Source organism: Paenibacillus alba, assembly GCF_013204855.1.
In the GTDB taxonomy this organism is placed as follows: domain Bacteria; phylum Bacillota; class Bacilli; order Paenibacillales; family NBRC-103111; genus Paenibacillus_E; species Paenibacillus_E alba.
Genome location: NZ_JABMKZ010000002.1, coordinates 640845 through 664403, shown reverse-complemented (window position 1 = coordinate 664403; position 23559 = coordinate 640845). Strand labels below are relative to the sequence as shown.

Genomic DNA, 23559 nt, shown 5'->3' with positions numbered 1-23559 from the left:
AGAGAGCCGCATTGTTCTATGAAGGAGGCTATAGTCGCAGTGCTTAACAAATCAAACTATATGTCGTTGGTTGTTTTGAATTTCATTCTTGCCTTGTCCGCTTGTGCAGACAAAGATCGGTCACCTCTCATTCAGCCTGCTGCTTCGCCCGCTGCTGAGCAAGCTCAGTGGAACAAAGAAGATCATTTGATAAGAGCTATCGGCACGCTTCCTGAAGGGAAGCTGCTTATCAAGCCTTTGAGCCAAGCTGTGGCCGCTCCATTAGGAGCACCTAGCTGTTATGGCCAAGAGACGGATTTACGATGGTCAGGTCACTATGAAGCGTGGTGGGAGTCCTCGTCAGAGGGGGGCTCAAGCAAGGTCTCGGAATTTCCCGATGATTTTGAAATCGTGCAGCAGGGTGAGGCGCCGACTCCAATGCAGCATTTCCAATTGGGAGGCATCGACATCCTCGCCTTTGTTCCTAGGTATACGGATTGTCATGGCCTGGAGACTTATTTTTTTGGCGTAAAAGAAGGAAAAGCCTTTCCGCTCAAGCTGATGCTGAATGACGGGCAAATTGTGCCTCAGATCAGTCAAATTCCGCATCGCTCTTTGCAAATTCAGAGTGAGGAGCTCGTTCTGACAGGCGGCTTCGGAGCGGGGCAGGAGTTCGTTGACGTGTATCACTTTCAATATGATGCGCTGCAAGAGCTTTTGATTGTAACAAGCAAAGAGAAAGTGAAGTACAATGACCTCATTTTTGATGAGTAAAAGACGTTCGAAACTGAAAATGCTTGCATCGATTATCGAGATCCGATATATTGCATATAATGTTATGCTGATGGAGGATTGGATAGATGCCTGTACCCACTAATTTTGCTACACCGATACGTATGTCAGCCAAAGAACGCGCACTCTCGCAAATCCAAAGATGGATCATTGAAGGAACGCTTCATCCAGGAGAGAAACTAATAGACGCTGAATTAGCTGAATCCTTGGCTGTCAGCCGAACCCCGATTAGGGAAGCTTTTCAGCTCTTGGAAGTGCAGGGCTTGGTTTCCATGCATCCGGGCAAAGAAACCCGAGTGACGAATATCGAGAAAGACGATATTCTGAAAATGTATCCAACGCTCGCCGCGCTTCATGCACTGGCAGCGGAATATGCCGCACAGCTCATTAAGCCGGAGCAAATTGAAATGCTGAAGGAGCTGAACGCTGGGTTCAGCGAAGCCATCACAGGCGGGCAGCCTTACCAAGCCATGGAGCTGGATGAGCAGTTCCATAATTTGATTATTGAGGTCGCCGATAATGCCTATATCACTTCATTTAGCGCCTCACTGCAAATACATATTCGAAGATTTAAGTACGTTTTCCTTCAGCAACCCGTCGCGGAGACGCTGACTTCTGTTGAAGAGCACACAGCGATTATTGCAGCGTTGGCAGATCGTGACGCGAATTTGGCTGCGGCTGAGATGAAGCATAATTTTATCAGACCCATGCATGAATTGTACGCGCTTATTGACTAGCTCAGCTTAAGTATTCATAAAAATACGAATCTTACAAAAGTTTAATCTTCTACTCATCGTGGTTTAATGTTTTTACTCTATCATTGAAGCAAGGGAGTGATAGAGATGGCATCTTCTTACTTCAATGAATGGCTCGATACCTACAATGATTACATGAGACTCTATGCCATGTTTGGCGATAAGGAATACTTGGAGCAGGCCGCTGAGGTGCTTCAAAGCTTGAAAGCAATCGTTGCTAGAGACGAGCGGCATAAAGCTATCATTTGGAAAATTAAAAGCCCAAGGATTCATGCCTTTTGATGCATAAAAAAACCGACTCCGTGCAATTAAATGCGTAGAGTCGGTTTTGTTTACATATAAGTTATTGTAAGGGTGTTTCAGGAAACGCCTGATTCCACCGATTCATCCACAGCTTCAGCGGAAGGCTCAAGGGTTTCATCCAGCTTTTGAATGCCTAGAATCGTGACAAGGATGATCTCTGGATCTGAAAGCACTTCAACATCCTTAGGCACTTCGAGATCAGCTACTGTCAGATGCTCGCCAATCAAGAGCTTACTCACATCAAGGGACAGGTAATCAGGCAGCTTATTTGGCATACAGCGAATCATAACTTCATGGGTCTCGACTTGCAGGATGCCTCCCTCTTTGGTTCCCTGTGCATCCCCGGTGAAATGAACAGCGATGGAGGTATCGAGCTTTTCTTTCAAATCAATTTGCAAAAAATCAATATGCAGCAGCTGCCCAGTTAAGGAATCCTTCTGAACATGGTGGATCATCACCGGCTGCTCCGTGTTGGATGGCAAAGCAACAGTCAGAATGGCATGCGGATTGCGTTTCAGTGATGCGCGGATTTCTTTTTCCGGAACGGTGACATGTTCGGATTCCATACGCGAGCTATACACCACAGCAGGGATTTGCCCCTGTGCTCTTAGCGTCTTAACTGGACCGGTTCTTTCGGATAGTAAAATCGTTGTACTCATTGTCTGGCACCTCCGTAGCGTTGGTAAAAGCAGCGTTCAGCCCTAACTCTATGTACCCTCATAAGTTCCTAGTGAAACAGGTAAGAATTAGGAATTTTTTTCGATTTGGGCTTCTTTATCTAGCAGAATTGGAGTAAAATAGAGGACAAGAGGAGGATTGATAAAGAATGAGTACACTGAAAAGTTTCACTGATTCTGATCAACATATTTCTTTGGAGTTAAGAGATGATCATCTGACTGTACTTCGTTTGTACGGTGAAACATCCATTTACCCTTTCAAAAATATTACTCTTGCCTCTGAACCGATTCCTGAGTACCCATTGAACCGCGTAGCTTTAACGATTATTGATTTTAATACGGGTGTAACCGATTTCAAGTTTTCTTCTAGCAAAACAGATTTTGAGATATTTGTCCAAAACCTGCTAGCAGCGCACAACGATTTTATTCCGAATCACTAATGATCGAGTTGTAGGGAAATAGTAGTTGATCTAAGCGGACAGACGATCTCAATCGTTCTGTCCTTTTCTATTGGGTTGAGGCTGGGACAACTAACGGAGATCCTCCTGTTGGTTCTTTTGGTTATATTGATTCCGGAAAACCTCAGGGGTCAAACCGATTGATTTGCGAAAAGTGGAAATGAAATGAGACGCATCGAGAAATCCGGTAGCTTCTGCGACTTGCTTAACGGTAAGTCCGGGCTGAGCGATCAGGAATTCCTTGGACTTCTGCAAGCGAAGCTGCAGCAAATATTGATAAGGCGAAAGACCAAATGCCTTGCGAAATAAGGTGTTGACATGCTGGGGACTGACCCCAAGAAGCTGAGCCATCCAAGGCAGACCGGTGTCTGAAGAGGCAAAGCTTATTTCCAACTGAAACAACAGCGGCAGCAAACGCTCATGGCTTTGGGAGAAGGAGGCGCTTTTGTTGACGTTGCCGTGTTTTTTGAGCAGTGTGAGGAATTGATATACCTCCAGAGAACCGTTCATGCCGGTGAAATCATAGCTGTAGCGGTATTTCTCGTAGTAGTACTCGTGAATACTGGACAGAGGCGTTTCGCTTCCCCAGCTGATGGCAGTGGATAACGGAATCTCTAATGCATACACGATGGACGCCGCCAAGGCACCGTCGAAAGTCAAATACCACGTCGACCACCGGGAAGCAGACAGCTTGTATTCGTGCGGTATGCCAGCGGGCAGAAGCATCCCTTGATTTTCCCCCAGCTTAACAGCTCCGGTTTCGAGAATAATTTCTCCGCTTCCTTCAATCGATTGGAGCCAGTGGAAGCAGGGATAGCCTTCTTCCCGCTTGTAATAAAGTTGATCCATTTCGTAACCGACCGTTTCTAGGATGAGGGGGAGCTTGCGGTCTGTTTCGGTAATGACGAAAAATTTCCTGTAATCTATGGCCATGATGAGTAGTCATCTCTTTCATTTTTTAATATACGAAGCGTAGTATCTTATATTTTAAAAGAAATTATTGTCTTGTACAATATAGGGGTAGTTGAAGATATTTATACAACTTATAGAAGCGAGGAACTCATCCAATGGCTAATAAATACGTCTATACCCCACCTGCTAACGGTTATCCGGAATGGAACAATAATCCTGAAATTTTTCAATTAAACCGCATGGCGGCTCACGCTACATTGATGCCTTATAAGTCCGAACAAGAAGCGCTTGTAGGAGATCGCGAGGCTTCGGATGCCTATCAGTCGTTGAATGGCACATGGAAATTCCATTTTGCCGAGAATGCTCAGGGCCGTCCGCAAGATTTTTATCGGACAGATTATGACACGAGTGCCTGGGCGGATATGGCCGTTCCATCCCATTGGCAGCTGCAAGGCTTTGATTTCCCGCAATATACCAATCTGATTTACCCTTGGGTAGGCCATGAGGATTTAAAGCCTCCTTTTGCACCAGTTAAGTACAATCCTGTTGGTTCATATACTCGTTCCTTTACAGTACCTGCGGCTTGGGCAAAGCAACCGGTTTATCTAAGCTTCCAAGGGGTTGAATCAGCTTTCTATGTATGGGTAAACGGCGATTTGGTCGGTTTCAGCCAAGACTCGTTTACACCTGCGGATTTTGATATTACGCCGTACTTAGTAGAAGGCGAGAATAAGCTTGCCGTCGAGGTCTACCGTTGGAGTGATGCAAGCTGGCTGGAGGATCAGGATTTCTGGCGGCTGAGCGGAATTTTCCGTGATGTTTACCTGTATGCTACGCCGATTACACATATTTCCGATTTCATGGTCAACACGGATTTGGATGAGGCTTTTGAGCATGCTGAGCTGCGCATTCAAGCGAAAATCAGCAATTATGATGGTCAAGGTACAGGGTCGCGCCGCGTTGAAGCCGTTTTGTACGATAGTGAGCTGAAGCCTGTTTGGAATAAGTCTTTATCTGTTGAAGTGCTTGTAAACGGAGTTGAATTGCAGGAAGTTGAGCTGCAGGCGAAGGTCGAGAGCCCAGCCAAATGGAGCGCGGAGAAGCCAAATCTGTATACGTTAGTTTTGAGCCTGAAAGATGAGCAGGGCGCATTGTTGGAAACAGAAAGCTGCAAAGTGGGCTTCCGGAAATTTGAGATTCACGACGGCTTGATGAAAATAAATGGCGAGGTTGTCGTATTCAAGGGCGTGAACCGTCATGAATTTGATACAGATCGTGGTCGCTCTGTTGATAAAGACAGCATGATTGCTGATATTCTGCTGATGAAACAGTATAATATCAACGCCGTCAGAACTTCGCACTATCCGAACAATCCGTACTGGTATGAGCTTTGTGATCAATATGGCTTATATGTGATTGATGAAACCAATCTCGAAACACATGGATCATGGAGCTACATGCAGGAGGAAGAAGGCGACGCAGTACCGGGAAGTAAGCCGGAATGGACGGAAGCCGTGCTTGATCGGGCGAATTCCATGCTGCAGCGGGACAAAAACCATCCGTCTATCGTGATTTGGTCGCTGGGCAATGAGTCCTTTGGCGGTGATAATTTTATTAAAATGCATGACTTCCTGCGTGAGCAAGATCCTTCCAGAGTAGTTCATTACGAAGGAGTGTTTCACTTCCGTGCTTCGGAGGCGTCTTCCGACATCGAAAGCCAGATGTATTCCAAGATTGAGAAGATTGAGGAGTACGCTAGAACGAATCCGAAGAAGCCTTTCATTTTGTGTGAATACAGCCATGCGATGGGCAATTCCTGCGGTAATTTGTTCAAATACTGGGAGCTGTTTGATAAGTACCCGATTCTCCAAGGCGGATTTATCTGGGATTGGATCGACCAATCCATTCGTACGACAACACCGGAAGGCATTACTTATCAAGCCTACGGCGGCGACTTCGGCGATACGCCAAATGACGGGAACTTCTGCGGCAACGGCCTGATTTTCGCAGATCGAACACCTTCGCCGAAAATCTACGAAGTGAAGAAGTGCTATCAGAATGCCAAGTTTGAAGCACTCGATCTGTCCAAAGGTCAAGTGAAAGTAACGAATCAATTCTTGTTCACGGATTTAGGTGAGTTTGATTGGACGTGGACTATCGCACGCAATGGTGTTGTCGTGGGCGAAGAGAAGCGTGGACAATATGCTGTGAAGCCTGGCGAGACAGCCATTATTGAGCTGGCTTTGGATCGGGTGGAAGCCATCTCACCGAACGATGAGTTCGTTCTTACGATCAGCTTGCAGTTGAAGGAAACAACGTTATGGGCAAGCCAAGGTCATGAAATTGCTTGGGAGCAATATGTGCTGCCTGCTGCTCAAACGGTATCGGCTTATACCGATCAAACGGCATTCACTCAGACAGCAGCGACGACATCTGTTGAGGATGCTGTCCGCATAGAGACAACTGCTGACGCCGTTAACCTTAAAGGCGCTAGTTTCTCACTTGAATTCGATAAAGCTACCGGAGACATTACTTCCTATAAAGTCGAGGGGACAGAGTTGTTCCTAAGCGGGCCAACCTCTAATTTCTGGCGTGCCTACACGGATAATGATCGCGGCAATCAACATCCTGCTCGTTGCGCGCCTTGGCAAGAAGCTGGCAGCAGTCGAACACTGCAAGCTCTTCAAGTGAAGTCAACTTCCGACGGTCAAGCTGAAGTCAAGGTACGTTATCATTTGGCCACTCAGCCTGTATCGAGCGTTCAACTGGTCTACACGGTATCGCCAAGCGGTGAAGTGGAAGTTCGCATGGAACTCGTACCTGGCGCACAATTGCCGGAAATTCCAGAGATCGGCGTTATGTTCCAACTGGACCGCTCATTCCAGAACTTGAGCTGGTATGGCCGTGGCCCTCATGAGAACTATTGGGACCGCGCGGTAGGAGCTAAGCTGGCACTTCATCGCGGAACGGTGGAGGAGCAAATGGTTCCTTATCTGCGCCCGCAAGAATGCGGGAACAAGACCGATGTGCGTTCAGCGACATTAACGAACGAACAGGGACGTGGTCTCCTCATTACTGGCTTGCCGACAGTTGAATTAAATGCTTTGCCTTATACACCAACGGAGCTCGAAGCTCATGATCATCCCTACAAGCTGCCAGCCAGCGATAAAGTCGTGCTGCGCGTGAACTATAAGCAGATGGGCGTTGGCGGAGATGACAGCTGGGGGGCCAGAACGCATCCTGAATTCACTTTGTTTGCGAACCGTACGTATGCTTACGCTTTTACGTTCAAAGGGATTTAGTGCTAAGAGGGCAGGCGAAAGAGGAGCCTTTAATACTGACTAAAGTGGAAAGTGGAATCTGCTACTACTGACTAAAGAGGAACCTTCTACTACTGACTAAAGAAGAACCTTTAACGACTAACCAAAGAAGAACCTTCAACCACTGATTTGTGGTGAAGGTTCTTTTTTGGTTAACGGAGGGTATCAGCATCTATCGAGTTTGACTGACATCCCTGAGAAGACAGCTGAGCCCGCCCAAAAAGCAGCCTCAGCTACCCAAAGTAGCCAATGCCCCTCCGAGCCTGCCGAAAAGGCAGCCTCGGAAGAGAAAAAGCCCCCAACCCCCGCAAAAGCAAGCTGAGCCCGCCAAAAAAGCAGCCTCAGTAGCCCAAAGTAGCCAAACCCCTCCGAGCCTGCCCAAAAGGCAGTCTCGGAATAGAAAAAGCCCCCAACCCCCGCAAAAGCAAGCTGAGCCCGCCCAAAAAGCAGCCTCAGCTACCCAAAGTAGCTAAAACCCCTCCGAGCCTGCCCAAAAGGCAGTCTCGGAATAGAAAAAGCCCCCAACCCCCGCAAAAGCACATTGAATGTGATGGTTATTTCCTGGCGTATTCGCGCTAAATGATAGTAACCTTGCTTAGGTCGGCTTTAAATGCTTTTAAAAAGGCGTAAGTCACCTTATCCATACGGGCACCGTCGAAAATAGCTTTTTTGACCTCTGTTTTGAAGGAGCAGCTTTGAAATGTGGCATTGCGGAAGGTGGTGCCTTTTAAACCTGAATGATGAAACGTTGTACCGGTGAACGATAAGTTATCCAGACAAACTCCGGTTAAATCTGAGGAAGAGAAATCAACGTGATTCAAGATACAATTGCGAAAGCTGGCTCCTTTGAGATTGGATTTGGATATTTTAGCTCCAGTCAAATTGGTTCCATCAAATTTTACGCGGTCTAAGTTGCTGCATTTGAAGGAGGCATGGGATAGGTCTGAATTGCTGAAATCCGAATCCTGCAGGTTGCTGTAGTTAAATTTTCCATCATGGACTTGAATATCTTTGAAATCAGATTTCTGTAAATTTTGCATAGAAAAATCGATGCCGATTATTTGCTGCAGCTTGGTCGTGCTCGCATGGATGCTTTCAATTAATTCGGAAATTTCGCCAATGGATGAGATCGTTCGCTGAAAGGCGGCTTCCTCGTCAAAGCCTTCTTTACGCAAATCCTGCAGACGCTCTTGTAAATCCCTCGAAAGCTCTTCTTTCAGCTCCTGGATCGGTTTCAAATCTTCATAATGGGCAAAAATCTCATCTAAATATACGGATAGCCGTTGATTCATTTACGAATTCCGCCTTTCTTTATAGTAGTAAATCGAGAATCGTTTTCGCGTGTTCCCAATTTCGCTTGTTGGTTAAATAAGTCTCTTTGCCTTTGTCGGTAATCTGATAGTACTTCCTTCGACCGCCTTGCGTTTCATCACCCCAATAGGAGAAAATGCTTTCTTCCTGTTCTAAACGTTTTAGACTGGAGTACATGGTAGCTTCCTTCAATTCATACTCTCCGCCGGAACTCACCTGCACGAGCTTGGATATTTCATAGCCATATTTATCGCCCGATTGTAAAAGTTTAAGAATGATACTATCTGTATGTCCCCGAATGAGATCGGATGTTATTTTCAAGTCAACAATAATCCTCACCTCCTGTTTTACAATATATAACGAAATACTATGTCTGTCAAAGTAATTTTATCGCGGCTACACATTTGTTATTTGACCGGAAACACAGACGATGATAAGTTAAGGTTAAAATTGCAATTGCTTGGAAAGGTGGACAATTATCGTGGCATTCATTCCGTCAGAAACAGTTATAGGCTTAATAGGCACAGGTGTTATGGGCAAAAGTATGGCTGGTCATTTCATTCAAGCTGGCTATGAAGTACATATCTTTACGCGCACGAAATCCAAAGCACAGGAATTAATCGAACAAGGAGCACATTGGGAAGCATCCCCGGGGGAATTAGCTGGCAAATGTCAGGTTATTTTCACTATGGTAGGGTTCCCAACAGACGTTGAAGAGATTTATTTGGGTGCGAATGGCATTCTTGCTAATGCTCAGGCAGGAAGTTATCTCGTTGATATGACAACGTCAAGTCCGATATTGGCCAAACGCATTTACGAGGAAGCGTTGACACGGCAAGTGTATGCTTTGGATGCTCCTGTTTCCGGCGGGGATATCGGTGCGAAGGAAGCGCGTTTATCCATTATGGTTGGCGGCACGCGTGGTGTATTTGATGAGGTTCTGCCGCTTTTGGAGAAGCTTGGCACCAACATTGTGTACCAAGGTGCAGCGGGTGCAGGTCAGCACACCAAGATGTGCAACCAAATTGCCATCGCGAGTAATATGATGGGCGTTGTTGAGGCGCTTGTTTATGCACAGAAAGCAGGGCTAGACCCGACGACTGTGCTCAAAAGTATTGAAACGGGCGCGGCAGGCAGCTGGTCGTTAAGCAATTTGGCGCCGCGCATGATCGCTGGCAACTTTGCGCCGGGCTTTTATGTGAAGCATTTTATCAAAGACATGAAAATCGCGCTCGAATCAGCGGAAGAAATGAAGCTGGAGCTTCCAGGACTTACGCTTGCCAAATCGCTCTATGAACAGTTAGCCGCGAGTGGTGAAGAAGATAGCGGTACCCAAGCCTTATTCAAACTCATGAATAAATAAGTCTGGCGGAAGGACGATACTTATGAAGGTTGTCATTGCACCTGATTCGTTCAAAGGAAGTCTCAGCGCGAAGGACGCGGCCGCTGCCATCGAAAAAGGCATCCTGCTAGCTGCGCCAGGAACCGAAACCGTACTCATGCCGATCGCAGATGGCGGGGAAGGTACGGTGGACAGTCTCACTGGTGCTACGCATGGAACCGTCCACCAAGTACCTGTGCGCGGGCCGCTAGGTGAAGAAGTGACCGCAGAATATGGCGTGCTCGGCGACAATGTGACTTGCGTCATTGAAATGGCATCCGCTTCGGGGCTCTATCTGATTGCACCGGCGTCCAGAAATCCGCTGCATACAACAACCTACGGCACCGGGCAGCTAATCAAACATGCGCTGGATAGCGGCTACCGCGAATTTATTCTCGCACTTGGCGGCAGCGCTACGAATGATGGCGGCAGCGGCATGCTGCAAGCGCTAGGAATGCAGTTGCTGGATGAAGCCGGGCATGCCGTAGGGGATGGCGGACAAGCTCTTGCGCGTGTTCGACGCATCGACAGCACGCAATTCGATACGCGCATTCAAGCGTCGCGCTTCACGATTGCTTCAGACGTGACGAACCCGTTGATCGGCCCGCAAGGGGCGTCAGCGGTGTTCGGCCCGCAAAAAGGGGCAACGCCAGCTATGGTAGAGGAGCTGGATCAGGCACTTCATCACTGGGCGGACCTCGTTGAGACGCATACAGGGATTGCCATTCACCATGCACCTAGTGCGGGTGCTGCAGGAGGGCTTGGTGGCGCCTTTCAAGCATTTTTTCCCAGCGTGGTGAGGCCGGGCATTGAAATCGTGATGGAAAAGACGAATTTCCATGCACATCTGGAAGGGGCCGACCTCGTCATTACGGGGGAAGGACGAACGGACGCTCAGACCGCCTCGGGCAAAGCGCCGATGGGCATTGCCCAAGCCGCTCAACGGCTGGGCGTCCCGGTTTTTATTATGTCAGGCTCCGTTGGAGATGGCATAGAGTCTCTTTACGCGCATGGCGTGACGAGCATCCACAGTATTATGGATGGACCGATGCAGCTAGACGATGCGATGCGCCGAACCGAACAATTGCTAGTGCGGAAAGCAGAGCAAGTTCTGCGGACTTATTTGGCTGGCGTGCGGGTTAGAGAGTGACTGGTTTGTGAGTATCTTTGGAATAACAGGATATCTACCTAGTAAGTCACCTGAACTTTTTTTGCAAACCTGCAATTATGCATCTTTTTTCGCTTGGAATTTCCGAAATCATTAAATTCCTGCGATTGTGCAGGCTTTTTAGCCCTTTTCAGGATTTTAGGTCTGAAAAGCAGTCAAAGCCTGCATAATCGCAGGTTTTTTCATTTTTAGCTTGATTTAGCTGAAAAAGCCTGCATTTTCGCAGTCTTTTGGGGTTTAGGGGGCTTCAGAGGAAGTTTATCCCTTATTATTTTGAAGCAACGTCCAAATACGACTTTGCTCGCTCAGAACCAGAAATAGTAGCTTTCCGCGTGAAGAGTAGCGCAGCCCAAGTCAATTCTGTTACAACCAAATCATCATAATGAGACAGGTCCTCGAATACATATGAAATAAGGTCATACAGGTTGTCAGTTTTGTAGTCCGAGAAGCGATGAGAGCGCTTATATCGGAAAATCCTTGATTACATAGAAGAGGTGAGTCCATTATGAGTAATGAAAAGAGCAAGCTTACGACCAGCTGGGGAGCTCCTGTTGGAGATAACCAGAATTCGATAACGGCGGGGTCGCGGGGTCCAACGTTAATTCAGGACGTGCATCTTCTGGAGAAATTGGCGCATTTCAACCGTGAGCGAGTGCCAGAGCGGGTTGTTCATGCGAAGGGAGCCGGTGCTCACGGGTATTTCGAGGTGACGCAGGATTTGACGAAGTATACGAAAGCAAGCTTATTTGCGGAAGTAGGCAAGCGGACGCCGTTGTTTGTTCGCTTTTCGACGGTGGCCGGTGAGAATGGATCATCAGACACAGTCAGGGACCCGCGCGGCTTTGCGGTGAAGTTTTATACGGATGAAGGCAATTATGACTTGGTTGGGAATAATACACCGGTATTTTTCATTCGTGATGCGATCAAGTTTCCGGATTTTATTCACACTCAGAAGCGCCATCCCCAGACGCACTTGAAAAATCCGAATGCGGTGTGGGATTTCTGGTCGTTGTCTCCGGAATCTTTGCATCAGGTGACGATTCTGATGTCGGATCGTGGGATTCCTGCGACGCTGCGGCATATGCATGGTTTCGGCAGCCATACGTTTAAATGGGTGAACGCGGAAGGGCAAGCCGTTTGGGTGAAGTACCATTTTAAAACGGAACAAGGAGTTCAGAACTTAGCACCGGATGTTGCCGCCAAGCTCGCAGCGGATAATCCGGATTACCATACGGAAGATTTATTTAACGCCATTGATAAAGGGGATTTCCCCGCGTGGAAGCTATGCGTGCAGATCATGCCTTTGGAGGATGCCGATACGTATCGCTTTGATCCGTTTGATGTGACCAAAGTTTGGTCGCAGAAAGATTATCCGCTTATAGAATTAGGGCGAATGGTGCTGGATCGCAATCCTGAAAACTATTTTGCGGAGGTCGAGCAGGCTACTTTTTCGCCGGGCACCTTCGTTCCAGGGATTGAGGCTTCGCCGGATAAAATGCTGCAGGGCCGACTGTTCGCGTATGGAGATGCGCATCGCTACCGGGTAGGGGCGAATCATCAAGCGCTGCCGATTAACCGTCCGCATAGCGAAGTGAATACGTACCAGCGGGATGGTCAAATGCGCTCGGATGATAATGGCGGAGGTTCTGTTTATTATGAGCCGAATAGTTTGGGCGGTGCTGCGGAAACGTCAGCCTACAAAACGGCGCCTTTTGAAGTCTCCGGTACAGCTGACAGTGTCGCTTATGATCATCACGATCATTACACACAAGCAGGTGATTTATACAGACTACTCAGTGACGAGGAGCGTATCCGTCTTGTGCAAACGATTGTAGGAGCGATGCAGCCGGTTGAAAGCGATGCGATTAAAAGCAGGCAGATTGGGCACTTCTACAAAGCTGATCCAGAATACGGCATTCGTGTCGCAGAGGGACTTGGATTGCCAATTCCGGAGTAAATCATAACAGTAGAGGCAGCTTCCTTTGTGAGATAAAAGGAGAGCTGCCTCTTTATGCGGCATATGCTGTAAGAGCAGGGCAATTTGTTGAAAGAGGTGATTTAAGGTGGGAACTCGTTTATTGTCGGAGCAGTTTGTGAGGAATCGTTTTCCACGGCTGAATTATATTCGAATTCATACGGCTTCCAAGCACAAAGCAACCATTTATGCTTGGGATGAAAACTTGCAGCTGCCGGAAAAAGACGCACAGAACTTGCAGCTTTATGCAAACGGTTACTTATATCCTTACGCCTGTTATCAAGTAAAAGCGTATCATCAAATCGTTGACGATAAGGTGCCGCTTATTCAAGAAGTGCCGGAAGCTATTATTAAGGCCGCAAAGCGAAGAGATTTGAACCAATTTGGCATTTTGGAAGCGATGAATCGGCTATTTCCGAATGGTCGTATGTCCTTTGCGAAATACGATGCAGCAGAAGGGTTGATTTATTTTGATTTCCATGCCATACGTCTGGTTTCGGAACGTGACAAGGAAAGGATGTATCACTGTTTAAATGAATTGATTCCATTAGGATCGTATTGTGAAATTACATGTCATTGAAATTTAGGATGATGGCCTAATAAGCCAACACTAGGACTAGTCGATCCGAAACTCGCTTTCGTCCCGCAGATAGTTGGTATCACCAATTTGAACATAAAAGGGGGTATACTTCGCCACTATGCCAGCGGCAACGAAAACAGGGATATCATCCGCTGTACGTTGGATGACGGTAACCATCACTTGGAAAAGGGCCGCCGCGAACAATTGCATGTCCGTCGATAACGTTTGTTTCAATGTTGAACTCACCTCCGGCCATCGCACAACTACTAAGCAATAGTAATGGATAGGAAATGCAAGTGTCAATGAACTTTTGCAATCATCCTATGTTATGATGAATGAACGAATCCGAACATGTCTATTAAAGGAGTTCTAACCTACATGCTAAGACGTTCCCCTTATCTCTTGCTTATCCTTGCCACATGTATATGGGGAGGTAATTTTGTCGCGGGCAAAGCACTTGTTCTGCATATACCGCCAATTACATTAGCGACTTTGCGTTGGGGTCTTGCCTTCCTTTGTTTGCTGCCTTTCTTTGGCAAGCAGGTGTGGCAGCTAAGAGCGGAGTTTCTGCGGAATTGGCCGATGATCCTCTTCTTATCGGCAACAGGTGTCGCCGGTTTTAACACGTTAACCTATGAAGCTGTCCAATTTACCGGCTCGATCAATGCTTCCTTGATGAATTCTGCGACACCTATCATTGTCGTTGTGCTGACATGGCTAGTTATGAGAGAGCGCTTTGCTTGGGCAGCCTTGCCAGGCATTCTAATCTCGATGGCCGGAGTAAGCTGGATCATTAGCCGTGGCAGCTTATCAGCGCTGCTGCATTTATCTTTTAATAAAGGTGATTTGCTGATGATCGGAGCTGTCATCTGTTGGGCACTATATTCAGTTGGAATGAAAAAGATGGCCGGGCGGTTTCCATCCAGCCCATTTCTTTTGATCCAAGTTGCTGCCGCGCTTGTGTTGTTAATTCCGCTTTCAATGGTGGAATGGGGAATAAAGTCACCACAGATAGAATGGAATCTCTCCCTAACAGCAGGACTCATTTATATCGGATTATTCGCGTCAATCGTTTCTTTTCTGAGCTGGAATCGGGCAATAGAGCTGGTTGGACCTCAGCGTTGTGCGGGTTTTCTCAACTTAATCCCCCTGTTCAGCGCTATTTTCGCAACGTTCTTTACGGGTGAATCGCTGCAGGTATATCATCTTTTAGGGGCGGTTTGGATCGTAGTTGGGGTTTACTTGACGAACTTGGCGATGAAGAAACGGCTTGTTGCGGGGTTGAAATAATCCCTAGAGATCCAGTTGGAATGAAGATGCTTATCTTTGCGGTAAAAAGGCGCGATCTACTCAGGTAGAAAGCGCCTTTTTCAATTAATCTATTTTTTCCAAATGTGCATGATTGCGGCGGAGAAGATCAACAGCCCCCAAATAATCAGCTTCACGTAATTTGGCAGAAAGCACATAATGGAGCGTATCTTGATCCTCTTCTAAATATTTTTCTGATGCAAGAGTACCTACGGTTGGCATAACGCCGACGGTTCCAACGCCCGTATGGCCACTGGCATCAGCACCTGTACCAACGCCATCTACCAATGGTAGCAGAACTCGACCGCTGCCGTTGTAACCCTCCGGCAATCTGCCAACCTCTAGAATTTCTGGATTATACTTAAGCAGCAGGACCTTGGCATCTTCAGCTTGGCTCTCCGTATGGAAATAAGCTTGAATCATTCGGTTCATGATCGTTCACTCCTTTGAATGAGTTATGGGGTTGTTCATAGGGATACTTACCCCAATCGTGAACTTTCAACCACCTTTACACCAAAATAAATTAAACTTACAGTATTAATCGGGATGATAGGAATTAAACAAGGCGATAATCCTGCATTATAAGCTTTAATTAAAAAGGGGATTAAATTATTTGATTGGACAATTCGCTGACTTTAGTTCAAAATAGAATTAAGTGCAGGGGAGGTCAACCAACATGCCGATAAAACATTTGCATCAATTAGCACGAATTTTTTGGACGTTTCTTCGCATCAGTCCGCTGACATTTGGTGGTGGCTATGCGATGCTGCCAGCCATTCAAAGAGAAGTAGTCGTCACGAACCAGTGGATGACAGAGGATGAAATGGCCGAGCTGATGGCGGTCTCAGGAGCTGCTCCTGGCGGGGTCGGCGTAAATGTGTCAGCGCTGGTAGGGTATCATTTGGCAGGAATACGCGGAGCTGTAACAGCCGTCATCGGCATTACACTTCCAACCTTCTTCATCGTGCTGCTGCTCAGCATCGTGTACGCGTTTCTTCAAAGCTATCCCAAAATGCAAGCCGTTATGGAAGGCATTCATGCCGCGGTGGTCGGGTTGATAGCGGCAGCCGCCTATAGAATGGCGAAGTCTTCTATTATTGACAAAATAACGCTGTTCGCTGCTGCGAGCACGGTTGCCATCTTGCTATTTGTCCCGGTATCACCCGTCGTTATGATCCTATTCGGTTTAATACTTGGGCTGATGGCCGTGTTTCTAAAACAAAGATGGGGAATGAAAGACCCGCTCGCCCCTCGAGAAAGGCCTTCCGCAAGAAGCACCAGCCTAGTCGCTCATGAATACTTCTTCGCTGACGGGATATAAGGTGATCCTATGCTATTTAGTCTTTTTTTCACATTTTTCAAAATAGGATTGATCTCCTTCGGCGGCGGGTATGCGATGATGCCTGTCATTCAGCGTGAAGTGGTTAAGCACGATTGGCTTACAGCGGATGCGTTCAATCAAGTCATTACCTTAGCGGGAACAGGTCCGGGACCGATCGCAACGAATTCCGCAACATTGGTCGGATTGCAGACCGCAGGGGTGCCTGGAGCCATTGCCGCCACCTTCGGGATGGTGCTGCCATCCTTGCTGTTAATTATTTTGTTAGCGGCATTTTTGTACAAGTGGCACTCGAATAAATGGTTCAAATCTTCCTTCTATGGGTTGAAGCCGGTAGTGACCGGACTTATTATTTTTGCCGCGATTCATTTTGGTTTGGGAGGGCTGGGTGCGGATAAATTTCAGATTTCCTGGGATCGCATCGCATCTGTCCTGATTACAGTAGGGGCTTTTTTTGCAATTATTAAATATAAGCTCCATCCTTTTTTCGTCATCGTTTCAGCAGGCATTATGGGTATTGTCTTTTTTCAATAATACAAAGTTCGTGCTTAGGGAACTCTCTAGTCATTCCAGCTTTTTTGGAGTGAGTGGAGAGTTTTTTTGTACAAAAGAGGGAACCTTTCATCTAAAAGAGTGATAAAAAATTCTAATATGTGCTATAAACATCTTTATTTTCATTTGTTTTGTTATATAATATACAATATATAATAAATAGAACACACTATATAGCTGGTTTTGGCTCAATAGGAGGGAAACATCATCGAGCTTACATCGCGTCAGTTGGAAATTATTGATCTTGTTGGAAAGCATGCCCCGATTACAGGGGAACGCATCGCTGAGCTTCTGGGAATAAGCCGGCCGACCATTCGTTCAGACCTCGCTGTATTGGTTATGCTTCAGCATATTGATGCTAAGCCTAAGGTTGGCTATTTTCTGGGCAAAGCAGCACTCGAAGTGGACTCACCTTTCAAGCATATAGAAGCTATGAAGGTGAAGGAAGTCATGGGAATTCCCGTCGTACTGCGAGAAACGGTAACCGTAAGTGATGCGGTTGTCACTCTTTTTCTCGAAAATGTAGGAAGCCTCATGATTGTGAATCTGCAAGGCGCACTCGTGGGAATTGTTTCAAGAAAAGATTTGCTGAAAGTTACGCTTGGGCAGACGACGGCGAATACGATGCCTGTTTCACTCGTGATGACGAGACATCCGAATATTGTGACTGTTGGTCCTGAAGAAAGCGTCTTGGAAGCCGCCAGAAAAATGATTCACCATGATGTGGACAGCTTGCCTGTGGTGATCAAAGCAGCAAATGAACAAAGCCACGATGAAGTGGTTGGCCGTATAACCAAAACAACAATGACCAAATTGCTGCTTGAAGTGGCGCTAGGGGCTTAATCAGGGGGAGATTACGTGGGAGAGAAGATGCATACTATTTTCGTCTGCTCGGATGCAGTGGGAGAAACGGCGAACACCGTCGTACAAGCAACGATCCGGCAGTTCAATGCAAGCCAAGTTCAAGTCCGGCGATACGGGCTGATCCGAACGGAGGATGAGGTGCGATCAATCGTTGAAGAGGCCTTCCGCGTAAACGGCTTTATCGCCTATACGCTCGTTCTGCCTGAGCTTCGTGAGATGATGCGGCAAGAATCGATCCGTGTGAATGTGAACGCCATCGACATCATGGGACCGATGATGCAGGCGTTTATCGATACCTTTAAGGATTCGCCCAAAAGAAAAGTAGGGCTGCTCTATCAATTGGATGAGGAATACTATCAGCGGGTAGAAGCCGTAGAATTCACGGTTAATAGTGACGATGGAAAGGATCCCAGCGCGATGAAGCAAGCGCATATGGTGCTGATTGGACCTTCACGAACTTCCAAAACGCCTTTAAGTATTTACTTAGCGCACAAAGGCTATAAGGTAGCGAATTACCCCTTAGTTCCCGAGGTGAAGCCGCCTTCCATCCTCTATGAGCTTGATCCTAAGAAATTGATCGGACTAACGATGAATCCAGATTATCTTGTGCGAATCCGAACAGAACGATTGAAAGCTGTTGGCCTTCCTTTTGGGGCAAAATATGCGACTGGCGAGCGAGTTGAAGAGGAACTTGCTTTTGCTATGAAGCTATATCAGGAGCTAGGCTGTTCAATCATTGATGTTAGCGGGAAAGCGATTGAGGAAACCGCAGGACTTATTTTGGCTGACAGGTAAGAGGATTAAACAATTCCTAATTGAAAGGGTGAATGGATGTATGCAAAGAGATTTGTCATTGGAAATTGTACGTGTCACAGAATCCGCAGCTTTAGCGTCCGCTCGTTGGACAGGAAAAGGGAATAAACACAGCGCTGATGAGGCCGCAACTTCTGCCATGCGTTCTATTTTTAGCTCCATTCCATTTCGAGGAACTGTTGTGATTGGTGAAGGGGAGATGGATGAAGCCCCGATGCTCTACATTGGTGAGCCAGTTGGTAATGGGATGGGTCTAGAGTATGACGTAGCGGTTGATCCGCTTGAGGGAACCGATATTGTTGCCAGCGGCAGGAACAACGCGCTTTCGGTAGTTGCTATTGCAGAGAAAGGTAATCTGCTGCATGCGCCGGACATGTACATGGAGAAGCTTGCCGTTGGTCCTCGATTGGCCGGCAAGCTGAGTTTGGATGATCCACTCGAGACGACGATTCGCAAAGCAGCTGAACTGCTGGTTAAAGACATAACTGAGCTGACTGTCTCGATCCTTGATCGTAAACGCCATGCCGATAAAATCCTCATTTTGCGGACACTGGGTGTAAAAATTCATTTGCTTAGCGATGGCGATGTCGCGGGTGCGATGGCGACTGCGTTCCCCGAAACGGGCATTGATCTGCACGTCGGCTCTGGCGGTGCGCCGGAAGGCGTATTGGCTGCCGCTGCGCTTCGCTGCATGGGAGGCGAATTTCAGGGGCGGCTGCTCCCGGACAATGACGCAGAGAAGCAGCGCTGCATCGAGATGGGGATTGCACATCCCTCCAACGTGCTTGGCATGCGCGATTTAATCGGGGAATCCGATATTTACTTCGCGGCGACAGGCGTCACTTCCGGTGATTTCCTCAGCGGAGTGAAATTCTTATTCGGAGGGCGCGCTGAAACCCATTCCGTCGTCATGCGGGCCGAAACACAAACGGTGCGTTTCATCCACTGCGTTCATCAGACGCATGAATATCAGCTGGGAAGCGCATAACAGATAATTCTCAGATAATTCCCTAGTAAGGTTATTATTCCTACTCATGGGCCAAGTTTCCCCTCGCATATACTTTACTTGATAATGATGCGAAAAGAGGGATAACGATGAGCGTGACCGAATTTGATTTCCTTTCCGTCGTCCGAAGCTGCATTCCCAAGGAAGCCGAAATCATCCAACTGGAGAAGCCGGGTAATCCCGCGGCTATTCTTTATGCGGATGTAGACGGTGACGGGCAGCCCGAAATCACAGCCTTGTATAGATACTTAGGCAATCAATATTTATTCGCGATCAAGGATTTTTCAGGAAACTGGTTCCCTATTGGGTCGGCGGCTACCGGAAGAGCGCAGGCGGTAACGGATTTTGCAGCAGCACCTGTGTCCAGAAGAGAAGGATGGGACGTCATTATTGGCTGGCAAAATGAGCCCTCCTCCTCTGAACTGGACATCGTTCAGTTGACTGCAACAGGGTATCAGCGGCTAATTCCCCCTGGTACAACGTATTCGCATTTGGAAATCGAAGATATGCCAAACCGGGATGGAAGAGACGGGTTATGTGAAATTGCGCTGTGGGTGAAAGACTCGGATCAAGCTTATCAAGTGCAGACGTATCGTTGGGCTCCCTATCGGTTAGTTCCTAACCATGACGTACATCCGTACTATTTCCAAAAGGTTTCACGTTACTATGAGAATTTAGTTCGAGAGCAGCCCGATCAGCCCGTCTATCGAAGTTATTTGGAGGATGCACAAAGAAAAGCGGGGGGCAACTAGATTGTCACTTCTTTCTATATATACGACTTCATGCCAGAGGGCTTATGTCCATCTGGTTTTTTGTGTCGTAATTTCTGAATATAATTGTCCGAAAGTTACACTAAAAATATCGTATTTCCTATGCTACATTAATGGAGGATGTCTTAATATCACATAGCGATGAGGGAATCTCAATGAGCAGAACGTTGAAGATCGGTATTATTGGCAGCGGAGGCATTGCAGGCTCGCATGTAAAAGCCTATCAAGAACTAGCCGACGTAGAAATTGTTGCGGTAGCGGATCAAATACCAGGTAAAGCTGCGCAGTTTATTGATTTCTGGCGTATTCCGTCAGCGCAGGCTTTTGACGACTACAGGAAGCTGTTGGAGTTAGAGCTGGATGGGGTGAGTATTTGCACACCGAATGTGGCGCATTATCAAACGACAGTCGATTCTTTGCGTGCAGGCAAGAACGTCATGCTGGAAAAGCCGATGTCTGTAACTTTGGAAGAAGCCGTAGAAATGGCGCAAACCGCTAAACAAACAGGCTTCATGCTGAATGTGGGCTTTCAACCGAGATACGATCCGAATATGAAAATTATTCAGGATGTCGTGCAATCCGGTCAGCTCGGCAAGGTTTATTATGTAGAAACCGGTGGCGGGCGACGCAGAGGCATGCCTGGCGGAACGTTTATTAGCAAAGAAATTGCCGGTGCGGGTGCAATGGCTGATATTGGCTGTTACTCACTCGATATGGCTTTGAATGCAATGGGCTATCCGAAACCGCTTACCGTATCCGCTTACAGCAGTAATTATTTTGGCACTAATCCGCTGTATCATAACGAAGCAAGCCGGTTTGATGTCGAAGATTTTGGCGTAGCGATGATTCGGTTTGAAGATGATCTTGTGCTTAATTTTAAAATATCGTGGGCTATGCATATGGATACATTGGGGCCAACGCTATTTTTGGGCACCGATGGCGGCTTGAAAGTAACGCCTGCCGGCAAAGGCCCATGGAGTGGCGTATTTGATGGGAGTGTAGGTGCCATTACGTATTTCCACGACGTTAGAGGCCATCATACCGAAAGCCAAATTCCATTAATCGAACATAATAAAAATTTGTTCAATGAAAAAGTCCGCGATTTCGTCGAGGCGGTTCGTGAAGACAAGCCGGCGCCGATCCCTGGCGAGCAAATCGTACGCAATCAAGCCATTATTGATGGGATTATCCGTTCTTCCTTATTGAAACGAGAAGTGACCATCGACTTGCTTTAATATAAAACAAACCATTTTGGAGGAATTGACATGTCACGATTATTTCGTATCGGTATTATCGGCTGCGGGGGAATTGCCAACGGCAAGCATCTGCCAAGCCTAAAAAAACTAACAAATGTTGAGCTGGTCGCTTTCTGTGATATTGTTCCAGAACGCGCAGCGGAAGCTTCCGAGAAATATGGAGCTAAAGGCGCTAAAGTATATGAGGATTACACCGAGCTTCTGAAAGATGCCACAATTGACATTGTACATGTGTTGACGCCAAATGATGCTCATGCTGAAATTGCGATCGCTGCCCTTGAAGCGGGCAAGCATGTAATGTGTGAGAAGCCAATGGCTAAAACGGCGGCTGATGCTAAGCGTATGGTAGAAACAGCGAAGCGCACAGGCAAGAAGCTGACCATTGGCTATAATAACCGATTCCGTCCGGACAGCCAGCATTTGAAACGTGTCTGCGAGGAAGGCGAGCTTGGTGAAATTTATTTTGCCAAAGCCCATGCGATTCGCCGTCGTGCTGTTCCGACTTGGGGCGTATTTCTGGATGAAGAGAAACAAGGCGGCGGACCGCTGATTGATATTGGTACGCATGCGCTCGATTTAACGCTTTGGATGATGGATAACTACAAGCCGAAAGTCGTGCTAGGTACGTCTTACCACAAATTATCGCAGAAAGAGAATGCGGCTAATGCTTGGGGGCCGTGGGATCCAAGTAAATTTACCGTAGAAGATTCGGCGTTCGGCATGGTAGTTATGGAGAATGGGGCTACGATTATCCTAGAATCCAGCTGGGCACTGAACACGTTGGAAGTGGATGAAGCCAAATGTTCCCTTAGCGGTACAGAAGGCGGAGCGGATATGAAAGGCGGACTTCGCATTAATGGCGAAAAGCACAGCCGCTTGTATACGACGGAAGTCGACCTGAAAGCTGGCGGGGTAGCTTTCTACGACGGTGCTGTAGAAAGCGATGCTGATTTGGAAATGCGCACATGGATCAAAGCCATTGAAAATGATACGCAGCCTGTTGTGACTCCGGAACAAGCGTATGTTGTTTCACAAATCCTTGAAGCGATTTATGAATCTGCGCGTACGGGAGAAGCGGTTTATCTGCAAAATTAATTCCAATGAATACGGAATGGACAAGGGAGAGGCGATGCCTCTCTTTTTCTTTTTAAGCAAATTTGTAAATTAGCGCATAAACGGAGTATGCTTGGCTTAGAGCAATTTAATGATATGAGCTGAAAGAAAGGATGCGTGAAGTTATGCAATTGGGCTTGCAAGGAAAAGTGGCACTCATTACTGGAGGAAGTAAAGGTATCGGGCTAGCGACAGCAATCGCGATGTCTCGTGAAGGAGCTAAAGTAGCGATTCTTGCTCGCAATGTGGAGCAGCTTCAGGAAGCTGCTATTCATATTGCCAATGTGACCGATGGCGAAGTGTTCAGCATCCAAGCGGATGTGACTTCGGAAGAGGATTGCAAGCGCGCAGTAGAGCAAACCTTCCAGCGATTCGGAGGCTTGCATATTCTGGTGAACAATGCGGGAACATCCGCTGCGGCGCCATTCGAGCAAGTGAGAACGGAGATCTGGCGTCAGGATCTGGAGCTGAAATTATTCGGAGCCATTCATTGCTCCCGTTATGCGATACCGTATATGCGTCAAGCCGGTGGAGGGTCAATCGTAAATCTCACGACATCCGCTGCCAAAACACCGCCAGCCTCCTCATTGCCAACATCCGTCAGTCGGGCGGCAGGGTTAGCGTTAACGAATGCTATGAGCAAGGATCTTGCTGCCCATGGAATTCGTGTCAACACCGTCTGTATAGGCAAAATCCGCAGCGATCAGTTGGAAAAAGGCTGGAAGCGCGAGGCGCCTGAACTGACTTGGGACGAATATGCCCGTGATCCGAGACACGACATCCCGCTTGGCCGCATTGGCAATGCGGAGGAAGCGGCTAATGTCATTACCTTCTTATCCTCGGATGCAGCTTCATACGTAACCGGCACTTCCGTCAATATTGATGGCGGTAAAGGGGAAGCATTGTAAGAAATAGCAAAGGGGAACA

The 23559-nt window shown here is 47.3% G+C and carries 25 protein-coding genes; 19 read left to right on the top strand and 6 right to left on the bottom strand.

Features of this window, described 5'->3' with window-relative positions; genetic code table 11:
* Positions 1–39: 39 nt before the first annotated feature.
* From HQN90_RS03260 to HQN90_RS03250, 3 genes are all read left to right on the top strand, one after another.
* Positions 40–753, top strand: a complete 714-nt coding sequence (locus HQN90_RS03260) for a hypothetical protein (protein ID WP_173216323.1) — start codon at positions 40–42, stop codon at positions 751–753.
* A gap of 86 nt (positions 754–839) precedes the next feature.
* Positions 840–1508 (top strand): GntR family transcriptional regulator, encoded by a 669-nt coding sequence (locus HQN90_RS03255; protein WP_173216321.1) that lies wholly within the window; start codon positions 840–842, stop codon positions 1506–1508.
* Between the two features lie 105 nt (positions 1509–1613).
* A complete protein-coding gene (locus tag HQN90_RS03250) occupies positions 1614–1808 on the top strand; it encodes a hypothetical protein (RefSeq protein WP_173216319.1) in 195 nt (64 codons plus the stop codon).
* Positions 1809–1885: 77 nt separating this feature from the next.
* On the opposite strand, the gene HQN90_RS03245 is transcribed toward HQN90_RS03250, so the two are convergent.
* Positions 1886–2488 (bottom strand): 50S ribosomal protein L25, encoded by a 603-nt coding sequence (locus tag HQN90_RS03245; RefSeq protein ID WP_173216317.1) that lies wholly within the window; start codon positions 2486–2488, stop codon positions 1886–1888.
* A 167-nt stretch (positions 2489–2655) separates the two neighbouring features.
* On the opposite strand from HQN90_RS03245, the gene HQN90_RS03240 reads away from it, so the two are divergent.
* Entirely contained in the window at positions 2656–2946 is a 291-nt protein-coding gene (locus HQN90_RS03240) for a hypothetical protein (RefSeq protein ID WP_079418535.1), read from the top strand.
* A 90-nt stretch (positions 2947–3036) separates the two neighbouring features.
* Here HQN90_RS03240 and HQN90_RS03235 read toward each other — a convergent pair whose 3' ends face one another.
* A complete protein-coding gene (locus HQN90_RS03235; RefSeq protein ID WP_173216315.1) occupies positions 3037–3897 on the bottom strand; it encodes an AraC family transcriptional regulator in 861 nt (286 codons plus the stop codon).
* Between the two features lie 134 nt (positions 3898–4031).
* Here HQN90_RS03235 and lacZ point away from each other — a divergent pair, with 134 nt between their 5' ends.
* The gene (gene lacZ / locus HQN90_RS03230; RefSeq protein WP_173216313.1) at positions 4032–7178 is read left to right on the top strand and encodes a beta-galactosidase, LacZ type; all 3147 of its coding nucleotides are present in this window, start codon (positions 4032–4034) and stop codon (positions 7176–7178) included.
* A gap of 593 nt (positions 7179–7771) precedes the next feature.
* On the opposite strand, the gene HQN90_RS03225 is transcribed toward lacZ, so the two are convergent.
* Together HQN90_RS03225 and HQN90_RS03220 are read right to left on the bottom strand one after the other, a co-directional pair.
* Positions 7772–8488 (bottom strand): pentapeptide repeat-containing protein, encoded by a 717-nt coding sequence (locus tag HQN90_RS03225; RefSeq protein ID WP_173216311.1) that lies wholly within the window; start codon positions 8486–8488, stop codon positions 7772–7774.
* 19 nt (positions 8489–8507) lie between these two features.
* Entirely contained in the window at positions 8508–8837 is a 330-nt protein-coding gene (locus HQN90_RS03220) for a PadR family transcriptional regulator (protein WP_079409680.1), read from the bottom strand.
* A 151-nt stretch (positions 8838–8988) separates the two neighbouring features.
* Between HQN90_RS03220 and HQN90_RS03215 the strand changes: the two genes are divergently transcribed.
* From HQN90_RS03215 to HQN90_RS03200, 4 genes are all read left to right on the top strand, one after another.
* Positions 8989–9870: an NAD(P)-binding domain-containing protein gene (locus HQN90_RS03215; RefSeq protein ID WP_173216309.1), complete on the top strand. Its 882-nt coding sequence runs from the start codon at positions 8989–8991 to the stop codon at positions 9868–9870.
* 22 nt (positions 9871–9892) lie between these two features.
* Positions 9893–11038, top strand: coding sequence for a glycerate kinase (locus HQN90_RS03210; protein ID WP_173216307.1), 1146 nt, complete (start codon positions 9893–9895; stop codon positions 11036–11038).
* Positions 11039–11561: 523 nt separating this feature from the next.
* Positions 11562–13013, top strand: a complete 1452-nt coding sequence (gene katA, locus HQN90_RS03205) for a catalase KatA (RefSeq protein ID WP_173216305.1) — start codon at positions 11562–11564, stop codon at positions 13011–13013.
* 106 nt (positions 13014–13119) lie between these two features.
* A complete protein-coding gene (locus HQN90_RS03200) occupies positions 13120–13611 on the top strand; it encodes a hypothetical protein (protein WP_173216303.1) in 492 nt (163 codons plus the stop codon).
* 36 nt (positions 13612–13647) lie between these two features.
* On the opposite strand, the gene HQN90_RS03195 is transcribed toward HQN90_RS03200, so the two are convergent.
* Positions 13648–13845: a hypothetical protein gene (locus HQN90_RS03195; RefSeq protein WP_173215286.1), complete on the bottom strand. Its 198-nt coding sequence runs from the start codon at positions 13843–13845 to the stop codon at positions 13648–13650.
* 144 nt (positions 13846–13989) lie between these two features.
* Between HQN90_RS03195 and HQN90_RS03190 the strand changes: the two genes are divergently transcribed.
* A complete protein-coding gene (locus tag HQN90_RS03190; protein WP_173216301.1) occupies positions 13990–14901 on the top strand; it encodes a DMT family transporter in 912 nt (303 codons plus the stop codon).
* A gap of 84 nt (positions 14902–14985) precedes the next feature.
* On the opposite strand, the gene HQN90_RS03185 is transcribed toward HQN90_RS03190, so the two are convergent.
* A complete protein-coding gene (locus tag HQN90_RS03185) occupies positions 14986–15351 on the bottom strand; it encodes a hypothetical protein (RefSeq protein WP_173216299.1) in 366 nt (121 codons plus the stop codon).
* A 244-nt stretch (positions 15352–15595) separates the two neighbouring features.
* On the opposite strand from HQN90_RS03185, the gene HQN90_RS03180 reads away from it, so the two are divergent.
* The 9 genes from HQN90_RS03180 to HQN90_RS03140 all read left to right on the top strand — a co-directional run bounded on the left by HQN90_RS03180 (position 15596) and on the right by HQN90_RS03140 (position 23540).
* On the top strand, positions 15596–16240 hold the full coding sequence (locus HQN90_RS03180) for a chromate transporter (protein WP_173216297.1): 645 nt from the start codon (positions 15596–15598) through the stop codon (positions 16238–16240).
* Between the two features lie 9 nt (positions 16241–16249).
* Complete coding sequence (locus HQN90_RS03175; RefSeq protein WP_173216295.1) at positions 16250–16792, top strand: chromate transporter; 543 nt, start codon at positions 16250–16252, stop codon at positions 16790–16792.
* A 246-nt stretch (positions 16793–17038) separates the two neighbouring features.
* Positions 17039–17653: a helix-turn-helix transcriptional regulator gene (locus HQN90_RS03170; protein ID WP_079409445.1), complete on the top strand. Its 615-nt coding sequence runs from the start codon at positions 17039–17041 to the stop codon at positions 17651–17653.
* Between the two features lie 27 nt (positions 17654–17680).
* Entirely contained in the window at positions 17681–18469 is a 789-nt protein-coding gene (locus HQN90_RS03165) for a pyruvate, water dikinase regulatory protein (protein ID WP_173216498.1), read from the top strand.
* 40 nt (positions 18470–18509) lie between these two features.
* A complete protein-coding gene (gene glpX, locus HQN90_RS03160; protein ID WP_173216293.1) occupies positions 18510–19475 on the top strand; it encodes a class II fructose-bisphosphatase in 966 nt (321 codons plus the stop codon).
* Positions 19476–19582: 107 nt separating this feature from the next.
* The gene (locus HQN90_RS03155) at positions 19583–20245 is read left to right on the top strand and encodes a hypothetical protein (RefSeq protein WP_173216291.1); all 663 of its coding nucleotides are present in this window, start codon (positions 19583–19585) and stop codon (positions 20243–20245) included.
* Between the two features lie 173 nt (positions 20246–20418).
* Positions 20419–21498, top strand: a complete 1080-nt coding sequence (locus HQN90_RS03150; protein WP_173216289.1) for a Gfo/Idh/MocA family protein — start codon at positions 20419–20421, stop codon at positions 21496–21498.
* A gap of 30 nt (positions 21499–21528) precedes the next feature.
* Positions 21529–22614: a Gfo/Idh/MocA family protein gene (locus tag HQN90_RS03145; RefSeq protein ID WP_173216287.1), complete on the top strand. Its 1086-nt coding sequence runs from the start codon at positions 21529–21531 to the stop codon at positions 22612–22614.
* A 143-nt stretch (positions 22615–22757) separates the two neighbouring features.
* A complete protein-coding gene (locus tag HQN90_RS03140) occupies positions 22758–23540 on the top strand; it encodes an SDR family NAD(P)-dependent oxidoreductase (protein ID WP_173216285.1) in 783 nt (260 codons plus the stop codon).
* The last annotated feature ends 19 nt before the right edge of the window (positions 23541–23559 follow it).

Excerpts from the sequence above, each read along its gene's own strand:
- HQN90_RS03175 (WP_173216295.1), top strand. The coding sequence starts at position 16,250 with ATGCTATTTAGTCTTTTTTTCACATTTTTCAAAATAGGATTGATCTCC.
- katA (WP_173216305.1), top strand. The coding sequence starts at position 11,562 with ATGAGTAATGAAAAGAGCAAGCTTACGACCAGCTGGGGAGCTCCTGTT.
- HQN90_RS03235 (WP_173216315.1), bottom strand. The coding sequence starts at position 3,897 with ATGGCCATAGATTACAGGAAATTTTTCGTCATTACCGAAACAGACCGC.
- HQN90_RS03185 (WP_173216299.1), bottom strand. The coding sequence starts at position 15,351 with ATGAACCGAATGATTCAAGCTTATTTCCATACGGAGAGCCAAGCTGAA.
- HQN90_RS03245 (WP_173216317.1), bottom strand. The coding sequence starts at position 2,488 with ATGAGTACAACGATTTTACTATCCGAAAGAACCGGTCCAGTTAAGACG.
- HQN90_RS03150 (WP_173216289.1), top strand. The coding sequence starts at position 20,419 with ATGAGCAGAACGTTGAAGATCGGTATTATTGGCAGCGGAGGCATTGCA.
- HQN90_RS03255 (WP_173216321.1), top strand. The coding sequence starts at position 840 with ATGCCTGTACCCACTAATTTTGCTACACCGATACGTATGTCAGCCAAA.
- glpX (WP_173216293.1), top strand. The coding sequence starts at position 18,510 with ATGCAAAGAGATTTGTCATTGGAAATTGTACGTGTCACAGAATCCGCA.
- HQN90_RS03165 (WP_173216498.1), top strand. The coding sequence starts at position 17,681 with ATGCATACTATTTTCGTCTGCTCGGATGCAGTGGGAGAAACGGCGAAC.
- HQN90_RS03155 (WP_173216291.1), top strand. The coding sequence starts at position 19,583 with ATGAGCGTGACCGAATTTGATTTCCTTTCCGTCGTCCGAAGCTGCATT.
- HQN90_RS03180 (WP_173216297.1), top strand. The coding sequence starts at position 15,596 with ATGCCGATAAAACATTTGCATCAATTAGCACGAATTTTTTGGACGTTT.
- lacZ (WP_173216313.1), top strand. The coding sequence starts at position 4,032 with ATGGCTAATAAATACGTCTATACCCCACCTGCTAACGGTTATCCGGAA.
- HQN90_RS03140 (WP_173216285.1), top strand. The coding sequence starts at position 22,758 with ATGCAATTGGGCTTGCAAGGAAAAGTGGCACTCATTACTGGAGGAAGT.
- HQN90_RS03210 (WP_173216307.1), top strand. The coding sequence starts at position 9,893 with ATGAAGGTTGTCATTGCACCTGATTCGTTCAAAGGAAGTCTCAGCGCG.
- HQN90_RS03190 (WP_173216301.1), top strand. The coding sequence starts at position 13,990 with ATGCTAAGACGTTCCCCTTATCTCTTGCTTATCCTTGCCACATGTATA.
- HQN90_RS03225 (WP_173216311.1), bottom strand. The coding sequence starts at position 8,488 with ATGAATCAACGGCTATCCGTATATTTAGATGAGATTTTTGCCCATTAT.
- HQN90_RS03240 (WP_079418535.1), top strand. The coding sequence starts at position 2,656 with ATGAGTACACTGAAAAGTTTCACTGATTCTGATCAACATATTTCTTTG.
- HQN90_RS03145 (WP_173216287.1), top strand. The coding sequence starts at position 21,529 with ATGTCACGATTATTTCGTATCGGTATTATCGGCTGCGGGGGAATTGCC.
- HQN90_RS03250 (WP_173216319.1), top strand. The coding sequence starts at position 1,614 with ATGGCATCTTCTTACTTCAATGAATGGCTCGATACCTACAATGATTAC.